The 12,877-nt window shown below is 58.9% G+C and carries 14 protein-coding genes and 1 pseudogene; 1 reads left to right on the forward strand and 14 read right to left on the reverse strand.

Annotated features, from left to right (window positions below; all coding sequences use genetic code 11):
* Positions 1 to 5: 5 nt before the first annotated feature.
* The 11 genes and pseudogenes from pal to aspS form a co-directional block, all read right to left on the reverse strand.
* Complete coding sequence (gene pal / locus MSNKSG1_RS07115) at positions 6 to 581, reverse strand: peptidoglycan-associated lipoprotein Pal (protein WP_008938574.1); 576 nt, start codon at positions 579 to 581, stop codon at positions 6 to 8.
* A 50-nt stretch (positions 582 to 631) separates the two neighbouring features.
* On the reverse strand, positions 632 to 1,888 hold the full coding sequence (gene tolB / locus MSNKSG1_RS07120; protein ID WP_264622964.1) for a Tol-Pal system beta propeller repeat protein TolB: 1,257 nt from the start codon (positions 1,886 to 1,888) through the stop codon (positions 632 to 634).
* Between the two features lie 73 nt (positions 1,889 to 1,961).
* Positions 1,962 to 2,921, reverse strand: coding sequence for a cell envelope integrity protein TolA (tolA, locus tag MSNKSG1_RS07125; protein ID WP_008938576.1), 960 nt, complete (start codon positions 2,919 to 2,921; stop codon positions 1,962 to 1,964).
* Positions 2,922 to 3,006: 85 nt separating this feature from the next.
* Positions 3,007 to 3,453, reverse strand: a complete 447-nt coding sequence (gene tolR / locus MSNKSG1_RS07130) for a protein TolR (RefSeq protein WP_008938577.1) — start codon at positions 3,451 to 3,453, stop codon at positions 3,007 to 3,009.
* A gap of 31 nt (positions 3,454 to 3,484) precedes the next feature.
* Positions 3,485 to 4,174, reverse strand: a complete 690-nt coding sequence (gene tolQ / locus MSNKSG1_RS07135; RefSeq protein WP_008938578.1) for a protein TolQ — start codon at positions 4,172 to 4,174, stop codon at positions 3,485 to 3,487.
* Positions 4,175 to 4,177: 3 nt separating this feature from the next.
* Positions 4,178 to 4,639, reverse strand: coding sequence for a tol-pal system-associated acyl-CoA thioesterase (ybgC, locus tag MSNKSG1_RS07140; protein ID WP_008938579.1), 462 nt, complete (start codon positions 4,637 to 4,639; stop codon positions 4,178 to 4,180).
* Positions 4,632 to 5,664: pseudogene (gene ruvB, locus MSNKSG1_RS07145) on the reverse strand (Holliday junction branch migration DNA helicase RuvB). The gene ybgC and the pseudogene ruvB overlap by 8 nt, the downstream one beginning before the upstream one ends.
* Positions 5,665 to 5,805: 141 nt before the next feature.
* Positions 5,806 to 6,438 carry a Holliday junction branch migration protein RuvA gene (ruvA, locus tag MSNKSG1_RS07150; RefSeq protein WP_008938581.1) on the reverse strand — a complete coding sequence of 211 codons (633 nt, stop codon included), beginning with the start codon at positions 6,436 to 6,438 and terminating at the stop codon, positions 5,806 to 5,808.
* 30 nt (positions 6,439 to 6,468) lie between these two features.
* A complete protein-coding gene (ruvC, locus tag MSNKSG1_RS07155; protein ID WP_008938582.1) occupies positions 6,469 to 6,996 on the reverse strand; it encodes a crossover junction endodeoxyribonuclease RuvC in 528 nt (175 codons plus the stop codon).
* An 18-nt stretch (positions 6,997 to 7,014) separates the two neighbouring features.
* Positions 7,015 to 7,758, reverse strand: coding sequence for a YebC/PmpR family DNA-binding transcriptional regulator (locus tag MSNKSG1_RS07160; RefSeq protein WP_008938583.1), 744 nt, complete (start codon positions 7,756 to 7,758; stop codon positions 7,015 to 7,017).
* 61 nt (positions 7,759 to 7,819) lie between these two features.
* Positions 7,820 to 9,619 carry an aspartate--tRNA ligase gene (gene aspS / locus MSNKSG1_RS07165; protein WP_008938584.1) on the reverse strand — a complete coding sequence of 600 codons (1,800 nt, stop codon included), beginning with the start codon at positions 9,617 to 9,619 and terminating at the stop codon, positions 7,820 to 7,822.
* A 174-nt stretch (positions 9,620 to 9,793) separates the two neighbouring features.
* Between aspS and fabR the strand changes: the two genes are divergently transcribed.
* Complete coding sequence (gene fabR, locus MSNKSG1_RS07170; RefSeq protein WP_040886713.1) at positions 9,794 to 10,408, forward strand: HTH-type transcriptional repressor FabR; 615 nt, start codon at positions 9,794 to 9,796, stop codon at positions 10,406 to 10,408.
* A gap of 22 nt (positions 10,409 to 10,430) precedes the next feature.
* On the opposite strand, the gene MSNKSG1_RS07175 is transcribed toward fabR, so the two are convergent.
* The 3 genes from MSNKSG1_RS07175 to MSNKSG1_RS07185 all read right to left on the reverse strand — a co-directional run bounded on the left by MSNKSG1_RS07175 (position 10,431) and on the right by MSNKSG1_RS07185 (position 12,866).
* Complete coding sequence (locus tag MSNKSG1_RS07175; protein WP_008938586.1) at positions 10,431 to 10,952, reverse strand: PilZ domain-containing protein; 522 nt, start codon at positions 10,950 to 10,952, stop codon at positions 10,431 to 10,433.
* 144 nt (positions 10,953 to 11,096) lie between these two features.
* Positions 11,097 to 11,519 (reverse strand): HIT domain-containing protein, encoded by a 423-nt coding sequence (locus tag MSNKSG1_RS07180; protein ID WP_008938587.1) that lies wholly within the window; start codon positions 11,517 to 11,519, stop codon positions 11,097 to 11,099.
* Positions 11,520 to 12,866, reverse strand: coding sequence for a UDP-glucose dehydrogenase family protein (locus MSNKSG1_RS07185; RefSeq protein WP_008938588.1), 1,347 nt, complete (start codon positions 12,864 to 12,866; stop codon positions 11,520 to 11,522).
* Between the last annotated feature and the right edge of the window lie 11 nt (positions 12,867 to 12,877).

Below are 12,877 nucleotides of genomic sequence, written 5' to 3' on the forward strand. Positions count from 1 at the left end.
AGGTCTTATTTGAATACCAGTTCAACCCGACGGTTCTGGGCCCAGGCACTTTCATTGGAACCCATCACCGCCGGCTTTTCCTCACCATAGCTTACGGTTTCAATCTGGCCACGTGAAGCGCCGTTCACAATCAGGAAGCGCTTGACGGCATTGGCACGACGCTCGCCCAGGGCCAGGTTGTACTCCTTGGTGCCACGCTCATCAGCATGACCTTCCAGGCGCACGTCCTGCTGCGGGTGCGACGCCAGGTACTTGGCATGGGCAACCAGCACTTCACGGGCCTCGGGCTTGATCTCGGAGGTATCAAAATCGAAGTAGAAGGTGGTGATTTCACGCAGGGCCGCCTGCTTGGCCTGCTCTTCCGCGGCCTGCTTCTCTTCATCGGTAAGGCCGGAAGAAGAAACACCGCCCTCGTCACCACCACCGTAGACGGTGGAGCCACCTTCCTGGTCGATGGCGGAGACGTCGGATCCGGTGCCGGCTCCACCCTCGTCCATGGTTTCGCCCGTGGTGCTACAACCGGCAAACAGTCCTACGGACAGAAGCAGTGCGAACGCCTTGGTTTGTGTCGAAAGATTCATGATCATTTCCTTACGTTGGTTTGGGATAAAACGGTCATGCCTGAGGCCCATCAGTTCACAATGGGACCCCAGGCCGGTTCACGAACATCGCCCTCGGAGGCCGGCAGACTGTATGCCGCGCCGCCATCGGCAGAGATAACAGTCAACACACTGTTGTCTCCCTGCTTGGTCGCATAGATCAGCATCCGACCGTTGGGCGAAATGCTTGGTGACTCATCAGACGATGTACGGGTCAGAATGGTTTCCTCCCCGGTTTTCAGGTTTGTGCGTGCAATATGAAACGCGCTGTTTCGCTGGTGCACGTAATACACGAATCGCCCCTCATTATCCGGCCTCGGACGAGCGTTGTAACGGCTGCCGAAGGTAATCCGACGGGGTTCGGCGTTGAGGCTGTCCATGTGATAGATCTGGGGTCCGCCGGAACGGTCAGACGTAAAGAAAATGCCCTGACCGGTATGGTCGTACACTGCCTCGGTATCAATCGCCCAGTGGTCAGTCAATTTGGTCAGCTTCCCGCTTGCCAGATCCATCCGGTAAATTTCGGCGTTACCATCCTTGGAAAGGGTCATCAGCAAAGAGCGCCCGTCATCGGACCAGGCGGGGGCCGAATTGAGGCCCGGGAAATCCGCCACTTTGGTACGCTTTCCGGTTGCCAGCTCATGAACAAAAATCACTGGCTTGCCGGTCTCGAACGAGACATAGGCGAGTTTCTTGCCATCCGGGGACCAGGCCGGCGACAGGATCGGCTCCTGGCTCTCCAGGCGGATACGGGCACGCTTGCCGTCCACATCACTGACCTGTAGCCGGTAACGGGGCTTGCCCTTGAAGGTATCACGGGTGATATAGGCGAGCCGGGTCGAAAACGCCCCTTTCACGCCCGTGATCGCCTCATACACCTTGTCACTGATGTGATGGCCCAGTGTCCTCAGGCTGTTGACCGACGCACTCGCGGTTTCACCCAGGATTCGCTCCTGTCGATTCACATCGAACAATTCATAACGGGCGGATACGCGATCGGCACTGCGCTTCAGCTCGCCCACCAGAACATACCGCTGACCCAGCATGCGCCAGTCCCGGAAATACACATCCTCCCTTCTGGACGGGAGGCTCAACATTTTTTCCGGCGGCAGCGGGCGGAACTCGCCACTCATGGTGAGATCGTCCTGCACGATACGACTGACCTTGTCCCCGGCGGGCATGGTGCCGCTCTCGGAGAATGGCACTACTGCAATGGGGACGGCCGAATCGGCGCCCTCTGTGATTCGGATCAGCAATTCCGCATGGGCACTGTTCACCAATGCCGTCATGGCGATCACGACCGCCAGAAAGGCGTGTCGCGACGTGGTCCGGGTCCGCTGTCTCATGATAGTTCCTGCTTCCTCATTTCAACCTGCGGGGGTTGAATTCGATTGTGAACTGCCTGAAATACCGTTCAAACGTGTCACGGTCATCCGGAATGGGATACCGGTTCAAGGACCGAACGGCACTCAGCGCGGAGTTATCAAACGCGGTGTTGCCGCTACTGCTCACCAGTTTAACGCTCGCAAGCTCACCGGTGGGCAACAAGGTAATCTGAAGCCTGGCGGTCATTTCCTCGGTGGCGGACGAAGGTGGATACCAGGCCTGACTGAGGCGTTCCCGGATCAACGCCTGATACTTCTCACTCTCCGACAACATCTGGGCTTCGCGCGCCTTGGCCGCAGCTGCCTGTTGCTGTTTCAGCGCTTCCGCCTCTTTCGCCTTCCGCGCCTCGTCAGCCAGGGCCTCCAATTGCTGCTCTCTCAGGCGACGCTCCGCTTCCAGCCGTTTCTGCTCGGCTGCTTTCCGGGCCTCTTCCTCCCGCTTCTTGCGTTCCGCCTCTTCTTTCTTGCGCTGCGCCTCCAGGCGCCGCTTCTCTTCTTCCGCCTTACGCCTGGCCTCTTCCTGGCGCTTCCGCTCTTCTTCTGCCTTGGCCTGCGCCCGGGCTTTCGCCTCTGCTTCTGCCTTTTGGCGGGCCGCCTCTTTGGCCTTCGCCGCCTTTTCGCGGGCCAGCGCTTCCTGTTTCTTTCGCTCGGCCTCCGCCTGCTGGCGAGCCTTCTCCTCACGCGCCTTCTGCTCGGCTATCTTCCGTGCTTCTTCCTGCTTACGCGCCTGCTCTGCCTGCTTACGCTTTTCGTCCTCCAGGCGCTTCTGCTTTTCACGTTCTGCCTGATCCTGCGGTTCCACCACTGGACTGGGCTCGGGCTGAGGCGCAATCAGCCGGGCCGAAATACTCCGGGGCGGCGGCTCCGGCGGTGAATCCATCCAGGACCAGCCGACAATCGCGATCACGATGATCACCAGGTGCAGCGCCACCGACATCACAACGGGTGACTTCCAGGGCGGCGTACCGGTACTGCTTACTCTTGGCTCCCGATTCGTCACAACAGCCTCACCCGCGTCACGCTCATTTCTTGTCCGAAGGCGTTTCGGTGATCAGGCCAATGCTGGCAGCACCGGCGTTCTGAAGCTCCGCCATCAACCGCACGACCGTCCCGTATTCAACGTGCTCATCACCGCGAACCAGAATCTCGCTGCTGCTTCTTTGAGAGAGAATCTTGGACACCTGCTGGCGCAGTTCCGGCAACCCCATCGGGTCGCTGCTTTTGTCTCCCACGTCGAGATAATAGGCTCCGTTGGAATCGACCGATACGACGATGGATTCCACATCCTTGTCAGGCTGGATCGGATGCGAAGCGGTCTCTGGCAGATCCACTTTAACGCCCTGAGTCAGCATGGGCGCCGTGACCATAAAAATCACCAACAGCACCAACATGACGTCGATGTACGGAACGACATTGATTTCTGACATTGGCTTACGCCGCTGCTGCGGCATCATTCCCATGCCTTTCATGACGGCAGACTCCCTTGGTGATCAACCGGCATCACGCAGTGCCCTGCTCGCTGCTGTGCACCCGACGATGCAGAATGCTGGAAAACTCTTCCGCAAAGGTTTCATAGTTTTTCAGCAGCGCATCGGACTTGGCGGCAAACCGGTTATAGGCAATCACCGCCGGGATCGCAGCAAACAGACCCATAGCGGTTGCAATCAGTGCCTCGGAAATACCCGGCGCCACGGTGGCGAGCGTCGCCTGCTGCACCTGGGCCAGCCCCATGAAGGAATTCATGATGCCCCAGACGGTCCCGAACAGACCGACATAAGGACTGGTGGACCCCACCGTTGCCAGGAACGGCAGGTGCATTTCCAGCCGTTCCTGCTCGCGGGAAAACGCCACTCTCATGGCTCGCTGGGTGCCGTCCATCACCGCATCCGCATCCCGACTCTGCTGCCGCAGCCGCGAGAACTCCTTGAAACCTGCCCGGAATACCGATTCCAGGCCGGAAAACGGCGTCGGATCCGCATTGACCTCCCGGTAGAGTTGCCCCAGATCCATACCAGACCAGAAACGCTCCTCAAACGCCAACTGGGCCTGGCGCGCTTTCTTGAAGACCTTCAGGCGCTGGAAAATCAAGGCCCAGGAAATCACCGAGGCCGATAGCAGCAACAGCATCACCAGCTGAACCAGTGCACCGGCGTTTGTAACGAGACTCCAGACTGTTACTTCTGAATCCACCTTTTACTCCTGGATACTTTTATTGATTGGGTCCGGATCCGGGACATTCCGTCTCAACAGATCCTGCATATTGTCGGGTAACCGTCTCGGGCGTCCCGAATCAAGCGCAACACACGCAACACGAACCTCGGCTTCACAAAGAGGTTTGCGCTCACCCTTACGCCAGACACGTTGCCTGAAATCCATCCACACCCGCCCGAACGCTACGGGCTCGGCCGTCACCGTCAGCTGATCGTCCAGTTTTGCGGGGGCCGCGTAGTGAATCGTCAGTTTCTGCACCACGTAGCTGATGTTGTCCGCCAGCCCGGCCCTCAGTCCAACACCGCAGCTTCGAACCCATTCTGTCCTTGCCCGCTCCATATAGTGCAGGTAACGGGCATGGAAAACGATCCCTCCGGCGTCGGTATCCTCGATATAGACCCGGACGGGCAGTTCGAAACGGTTCGTACCGGTTACCTCAGTCAAAAAGATCTCCCTCGGTTTCCGATTTTGGCGGGACCACGCCAAAGTGCTGATACGCATTGGAGGTCACCATACGTCCGCGAGGTGTCCGGATCATGAAACCCTGCTGTATGAGGAACGGTTCCAGAACATCCTCGATGGTGCCCCGCTCTTCGCTGATGGCCGCCGCCAGGCTCTCAACGCCGACCGGGCCGCCATCAAATTTTTCAATCATCGCGAGCAACAACCGTCGATCCATATGATCGAACCCCAGGTTGTCGACCTTGAGCATGTTCAACGCCTGATCGGCAATTTCCGCGCTGATGTGGCCATTGGACCGGACCTCGGCGAAATCCCGGACCCGCCGAAGCAGGCGATTGGCAATCCGCGGCGTACCGCGGGAACGACGGGCAATCTCGAACGCACCTTCCTGATCCACGGCCACGGAGGACAGCCGTGCGGAGCGGACGATGATATCGGTCAGATCCCGTGTGTTGTAAAACTCCAGACGCTGGACAATCCCGAAACGATCCCGCAGTGGAGATGTCAGCAGACCCGCTCGGGTCGTGGCGCCGACCAGAGTGAACGGCGGCAGGTCCAGTTTGATCGAGCGTGCCGCAGGGCCTTCACCGATCATGATATCCAGCTGATAGTCTTCCATCGCCGGATAGAGGACTTCTTCGACAGCGGCACTCAGGCGATGGATCTCATCAATGAAAAGGACGTCGCCCTCTTCCAGATTGGTCAGCATCGCAGCCAGGTCTCCGGCCTTTTCCAACACCGGGCCGGAAGTGGTCTTGATCGCCACCCCCATTTCGTTGGCGATGATATTGGCAAGTGTCGTCTTGCCGAGACCGGGAGGACCGAAAATGAGCACATGATCCAGCGCTTCCTGCCGACCCCGCGCCGCAGAGATAAAAAATCTCCATCTGCTCCCGGACGGACGGTTGGCCGACATACTCAGTCAGCAGCGTCGGCCTGATCGCCCGGTCCTGGACTTCTTCGTACTCTCCGGCCTTGCCTGAAATCAGTCGGTCGGACTCAATCATCTCATCACCCGAATTGTGGGATTCAACTTCCTGTCTGCACGACGGGCCTTCTCGCGTGTTGGGCCAATTGTACAAACGGACTATTCACTGTCACGTTACGCTATCTACAGGTTGCCATCGCCGACACACACCACGCCCCTCTCAGGGAGTGGGGATCATGCTCCGGAGAGCCAGACGGATCAGGGTCTGGCTGTTCATTCCCTCTTCCGCAACCTTACTGACCGCCTTTGCAGCCTCCTGAGGTTTGTACCCCAGCGCAATCAGGGCTTCTTCGGCCTCGTCCCTGGGATCGGGCCCAACTGCGGCCTGTGCCGCGGCAGCGTCGCCGGGCACAGTGATCGCTGCCGTCGAGGGCGTGAACTGACCTTCAAGTTGCCCGATCCGGTCGGCCATTTCAATCAGTAGCCGCTCGGCGGTCTTCTTGCCCACGCCCGGAAGTTTTACCAACGCATTGACGTCCCTGGCCTCCACACAGCGAATGAACTGCTGGGCATCCAGGCCGGACAGGATACCCACGGCGAGTTTTGGCCCAACGCCATTGACCTTGATTAACAACCGGAAAAGATCCCGATCAAGGCGCGAGGCAAAGCCATAGAGGCTCTGGGCATCTTCCCGCACGGCAAAATGGGTATGCAGGGTAACTTCCTGGCCAGTTTCCGGCAGGTGGAAAAAAGCGGTGTAGGGGATGTCGATTTCGTAACCCAGTCCGCCACACTCCACCAGGGCGTGGCCCGGGCTCTTTTCAATCAGACTGCCTCTAATTCGACCAATCAACGGATTCTCCTGTTGGCTCCGGCGAGCCGGTCATTGTTGTCGGACCCGGCCACTGCGGACCTTCCCACCGGAGGCCGCAACCTTGAGTACACTCTGGCTCATGTGCGCGTGACACAGGGCAATGGCGAGTGCGTCGGCCGCATCGGCCTGGGGTTTACGGGACAACGACAGCAGGGCCTGAACCATGTGCTGGACCTGGGATTTGTCGGCACTGCCCTTTCCCACCACCGCCTGCTTGACCTGGCGCGCGGAGTATTCGTGAACGGCAAGGCCACTGTTGGCGGCACTGACAATCGCCGCGCCGCGGGCCTGACCGAGCTTGAGAGCCGAATCCGGATTGCGCGCCATGAAAACCTGTTCAATGGCGAATTCCTCCGGTCGGTACTCTCCGATCAGGGTGGCAAGGCTGTGGAAGATGGACTGAAGTCGCTGGGCCATGGGCTTGTCGCCCACGCGGATGCAGCCACTGTCGATGTATTCGATGTGTCGGCCTTCGGCGCGAATGATCCCGTAACCGGTTATCCGGGATCCGGGATCCACTCCGAGAATGATCGCCACGTCAGCGGGCCCCGGTCATCAGAGGGATTCCATGATCTCAGCGGAAATGTCCGCGTTGTGGTAGACATTCTGGACGTCGTCCAGATCCTCCAGCATGTCGATCAGCTTGAGGATGGTCTCGGCCCCGTCACGATCGAGTTCAACCCGGGTGGCAGGCACCATGGTGACCTCGGAATTGTCCGGTGTCAGACCTGTCCCGACCAGGGACTCTTTCACATCCAGGTATTCTTCCGGCGTGGTGACGATTTCATAGGAACCGTCGCTTTGCTCCTGCAGATCCTCTGCCCCGGCCTCCAGTGCCGCTTCCATCAACCGGTCGCCATCGACCTCCGGGCTGTAGCTGATGATCCCCTGTTTGGTAAACAGGTAGGCCACCGACCCGTCGGTCCCGAGATTGCCACCGAACTTGTTGAATGCGTGACGGACCTCAGCCACCGTCCGGTTCTTGTTGTCTGTCATCACTTCCACGAAGATAGCCACACCGCCCGGGCCATATCCCTCGTAGGTGAGCTCCTCGTAGTTGCTGTCATCGCCACCACCGGCGCCGCGCTCAATGGCCCGCTCAATGGTGTCCTTTTTCATGTTGGCCGTCAGAGCCTTGTCGACAACCGCCCGCAACCGGGGATTGTCGTTGGGATCACCACCGCCCAGGCGGGCGGCAACGGTCAGCTCCCGGATGATTTTGGTGAAGATCTTGCCGCGCTTGGCGTCCTGTGCCGCCTTGCGATGCTTGATGTTGGCCCATTTACTATGACCAGCCATACCAATCCTCCGTCCATCGTCCGGAGAGCGGGCCAAAGGCCCGCCCCCGACTTGTCAGAATTTACTCGCTACCCTCGGCCTTGTTGCCCTCAACCGGCTTTGCAGAACGACGCAGACGAATGTGCAGTTCACGCAACTGCTTCTCGTCTACCTCTCCCGGCGCCTGGGTCATCAGACAGGTGGCACTCTGGGTTTTCGGGAAGGCGATGACATCCCGAATGGAGGAGGCACCAGTCATCAGCATGACCAGGCGGTCCAGACCAAAGGCCAGGCCGCCGTGCGGAGGACAACCGAACTTCAGGGCATCCAGCAGGAAGCCGAACTTGGCCCGGGCCTCTTCCTCGCCAATACCCAGAATGCGGAACACCGCCTGCTGCATGTTCTCATCATGGATACGGATCGACCCACCGCCCAGCTCGGTACCATTGAGTACCATGTCATAGGCGCGGGACAGTGCGTTGGCGGGATCTGCAGCCAGCTCTTCCGGCGTGCATGAGGGAGCCGTGAACGGGTGATGGATAGCGGTCAGGCCACCATCCGGTGTTTCTTCGAACATCGGGAAATCCACAACCCACAGCGGCGCCCACTCCGACGTCAGCATGTTCAGGTCGTGCCCCAGTTTCACACGAAGTGCGCCAAGGGCTTCGTTCACCACAGTGGTCTTGTCGGCACCAAAGAAAACGATGTCGCCGTCTTCCGCGCCCACGCGCTCCATGATGGCCTGTGCCACGTCGTCGCCGAGGAACTTGATGATCGGAGACTGGAGCCCCTCGACCCCTTTGGCCAATTCATTGACCTTGATGTAGGCCAGACCTTTTGCGCCATAGATGCCTACGAACTTCGTATAGTCATCGATCTGCTTCCGGGTCAGCTCGCCACCTTTCGGTACCCGCAGAGCGGCAACACGACCTTTCGGGTCTTTCGCCGGGCCGGCGAAAACCTTGAAGTCCACATCGGCAACCAGGTCGTTAACATCCACCAGTTCCAGGGGGATACGGAGGTCCGGCTTGTCACTGCCGAAACGCTGCATGGCCTCGGAATGCGGCATACGCGGGAATTCCGGCAGCTCCACATCGAGCACATCCTTGAACAGGGATCGCACCATGTTCTCGTTCAGTGACATCAGGATCTCTTCGTCGACGAAGGAGGCCTCGATATCCACCTGGGTGAATTCCGGCTGGCGATCCGCGCGCAGATCCTCGTCCCGGAAACACTTGGCAATCTGGTAATACCGGTCGACGCCGGACACCATCAGCAGCTGCTTGAACAATTGCGGTGATTGCGGCAGCGCAAAGAACGATCCTTCATGGGTTCGGCTCGGCACCAGGTAATCCCGGGCGCCTTCCGGCGTGGCACGCGTCAGGATCGGCGTCTCCACATCCATGAAGCCGTTGCTGTCCAGGAAGTTGCGGATATAGCTGGTCACCCGCGAACGGAACCGCAGGCGGTTGATCATTTCAGGACGTCGCAGGTCCACAAACCGGTAACGGAGTCGAACGTCCTCGCCGACATCAACATGCTCGTCCAGCGGGAACGGCGGCGTAGCGGCCGCGTTCAGGATCTCCAGCTGCTTGCCAAGCAGTTCGACCTGACCCGTGGGCATGTTGTTGTTCTCGGTTCCGGCGGGACGACGACGGACCCTGCCGGTAACCTTGATCACGAATTCGCTGCGAACCTTTTCCGCCAGCGAAAAACTCTCGGGGGTGTCGGGATCCACCACCACCTGTGACATACCGTCCCGATCCCGCAGATCCAGGAAAATAACCCCACCATGGTCACGACGACGGTGGACCCACCCGCAAAGCGTGACTTCCTGATCGATGTGGGATTCGTTGATCCCACCGCAATAATGACTGCGCATACCGGTTCCCGTAGTTTCTGAAATGTGCAATAAGATGCGTGTTCGAAAAGCCGCCCATTATAAACACAATGGCCTTGAAAATCAGGCGTGTTTCCTCGCATTTCCCGCGTTCGGGTGACTCTGTCCTGGCGGGGGGCTAGAATGCGGGCTTTCAGCAGTATACGGAGCCGGACTTTGTCAACCAGAGCAGAACAGAAACTGCGAACACGACGTGCGCTGATGGACGCCGCCCTGGCCCAACTCAGTGCCGATCGAGGGTTCGGCAGCCTTAGCCTGAGGGAAGTCGCCCGGGAGGCAGGCATTGCCCCCACGTCGTTCTACCGACATTTTGCAGAACTGGATGAGCTGGGTCTGGCCCTGGTCGATGAGGGGGGCGTGGCTCTGCGCCAACTGATGCGCCAGGCGAGAAAACGCATTGCCCGGGATGGCAGCGCTATCTCGACCTCCGTGGATACGTTCATGGAATACCTGGGCAACAACGCGAACCTTTTCCGCCTGATGCTCAGGGAACGGACCGGGGTGTCGAAACCGTTCCGGACGGCGGTCAAGGCAGAGATCGATCACTTTGTCACTGAACTCGCCGACGACCTGCGCCGATTCGCCGACGAACAGAACAAGCCCCTCTCGGACGCGAGGGTCGTGGCCGAAGCCATGGTCACCCTGGTGTTCAACCAGGGCGCCGAAGCACTCGACGCCACTGCCCGGGAACGGGAGGAGCTCAAAGCCAAGCTCAAGACCGAACTCAGAATGATTCTGGTGGGCTCACAGGCCCTTGCTGCTCGGGCGTAACCCGAGCGGGAAAACCAGACGTTCAGTCGAACCGGATGCGACCGCCGGTGACATAGTTTTCCGGCGCGCCTCGCCTGGCAATCAACCCGGATTCCTTATCCGCCAGCAACGCCTCAATCGCTCTGGCTTTACCGAGCATATCCCAGGCCTGCTCCGGTTGCCGGGGGTAAAGAAATTCAATTCCGACCCGGAAAGCCTTCTCCAGGGCGGTGACGTAACACACCCGTGCCAGCACAGCGTTCAGCGAGTCAATCTCTGTGCCGCCCTCCGGTTCGTCCAGCGGCTCCACGCAAACCCGGATTCGATCGTCCACACCAACAGCAGAATCCGCCATAACCAGCGCGGCACCGTCCCGGTCGAAGTCCAGGACTTCACCCCGACAGAAGGCATCTTCGCCGTCTTCCGTCCGAATGGTTGCCCCAAGCATTCCCAGGGAAAAATACCGATAACGCACCAGACCATGATCGGATTCCGGAAATACCGTTCCCTCAGGCACTTTGGATAGGTTCTCGGAAAAGGCCTCTACCCTCACTTTTGAGTTCATACGATCACTCTTCTTGTTAGCGTGTTTTTGTGACGTACGTCACACTCGAGAGTTATCGTACTGAATTCGTTGAGGGTTCAATTTGCTGAACTGACGTTCATGTTTTTTTGGCCCACAAGGATAAATCCGTCCGGAAGGACGGATTTAGGCGAGCGTTTTCAGGATCGGAGACATCCGGGCCCGAAACCGGTCGAGCTCGTCAGGAGTGTAAGGCGTCGGCGCCCGGGTACCCCAGACAGGCCCGGGCCACGCAGGGTCAGAGCAGTAGCGAACGATATGATGGATATGGAGTTGAGGCACCATGTTGCCGAGAGCGGCGACGTTCATTTTGTCACCGGAGAATGCATCCATCATCCCGCGGCTGAGCCGTGAAGACTCCATCATCAATCGAAGCTGCTGCTCCTCGGACAACTCATAGATCTCGCGAATGTCCGGGCTTGCGGGCACCAGAAGAACCCAGGGCCAGGTCGATTCATTCATCAACCGGACCTCACACAGACGGCTGTGGCCGAGGAGTATCGTATCCGCGGCCAGCCGTTCATGAATGACGAACCCTTCTCCCATCATTCAGACCGCGGAATGAAACTGGTTGCGACCGCGGCCAATGGCATAGTAGATCAGCCCATGGCGTTCGAGCATCTCGGGTTCGTAGAGGTTGCGGCCATCGAAAACCACCGGCTCTTTCAGGGCCGCTGACACAGCCGCAAAATCCGGAGAACGGAATTCTTTCCACTCCGTGCAGATCACCAGGACATCGGCGCCTTTCAGTGCCTGCTCCTTGGTTCCGCAAAGGGTCAGGCCGGCCTGGTCACCATAGATTCGCTGGGTTTCCTCCATGGCTTCCGGATCAAAGGCCTGGACCGAGGCGCCGGCCTTCCAGAGATCTTCCATCAGGGTGCGGGAAGACGCTTCGCGCATATCGTCGGTGTTGGGCTTGAACGCCAGCCCCCAAAGTGCCACAACCTTGCCCTCAAGCTTGCCCTCGAAATAGTGGCTCACCTTGTCGAACAGCACGTGCTTCTGGGCGTAGTTGACGGCTTCGACCGCGTTCAGCAGCCGGGCCTCGTAATCACAGTCCCGGGCCGTGCGGGCAAGGGCCTGGACGTCTTTGGGGAAGCAGGAGCCACCGTAACCGCATCCCGGGTAGATGAAGTGGTAGCCAATACGCGGATCGGAGCCGATGCCGCGACGGACCGCCTCGATATCCGCGCCCAGCCGCTCTGCCAGGTTGGCAATTTCGTTCATGAAACTGATCTTGGTGGCCAACAGGGAGTTGGCAGCGTACTTGGTCAGCTCCGCCGAGCGGATGTCCATGAAGATCATCCGGTCGTGGTTGCGGTTAAACGGATAATAGACTTCCCTCAGAACCTCCGTTGCCTTTTCGCTGTCAGTGCCGACAACGATCCGGTCCGGCTTCATGAAGTCGTTGATGGCGGCGCCTTCTTTCAGAAACTCGGGGTTGGAAACGACGTCGAAGTCGAGTTCCAGATTCCGGTGATCAAGTTGTGCCTGCACGGCAGCCTTGACCTTGTCACCGGTACCGACAGGCACCGTGGACTTGTCGACGATGACCTTGTATTCCTCCATGTACTGGCCAATGGACTTGGCAACCGCCAGCACATACTGGAGATCGGCAGAGCCGTCTTCATCCGGAGGCGTCCCAACCGCGATGAACTGCAGCGCACCGTGCCTGACCGCTTCTTCGGTATCGGTCGTGAATGCGAGACGGCCGGCCTCGACCGTGTGCTTGACGATATCCTCAAGCCCCGGCTCATAGATCGGGATGTGTCCGTTCTTGAGCTTTTCAATCTTGTTCTGGTCCACGTCCATACAGAGCACGTCGTGACCAACATCCGCCAGGCATGCCCCGGTGACCAGTCCAACATACCCAGTACCAAAAATCGTGATTTTCATGGATTGCTATC

Origin of the sequence: Marinobacter santoriniensis NKSG1, assembly GCF_000347775.1 — a bacterium.
GTDB lineage: Bacteria > Pseudomonadota > Gammaproteobacteria > Pseudomonadales > Oleiphilaceae > Marinobacter > Marinobacter santoriniensis.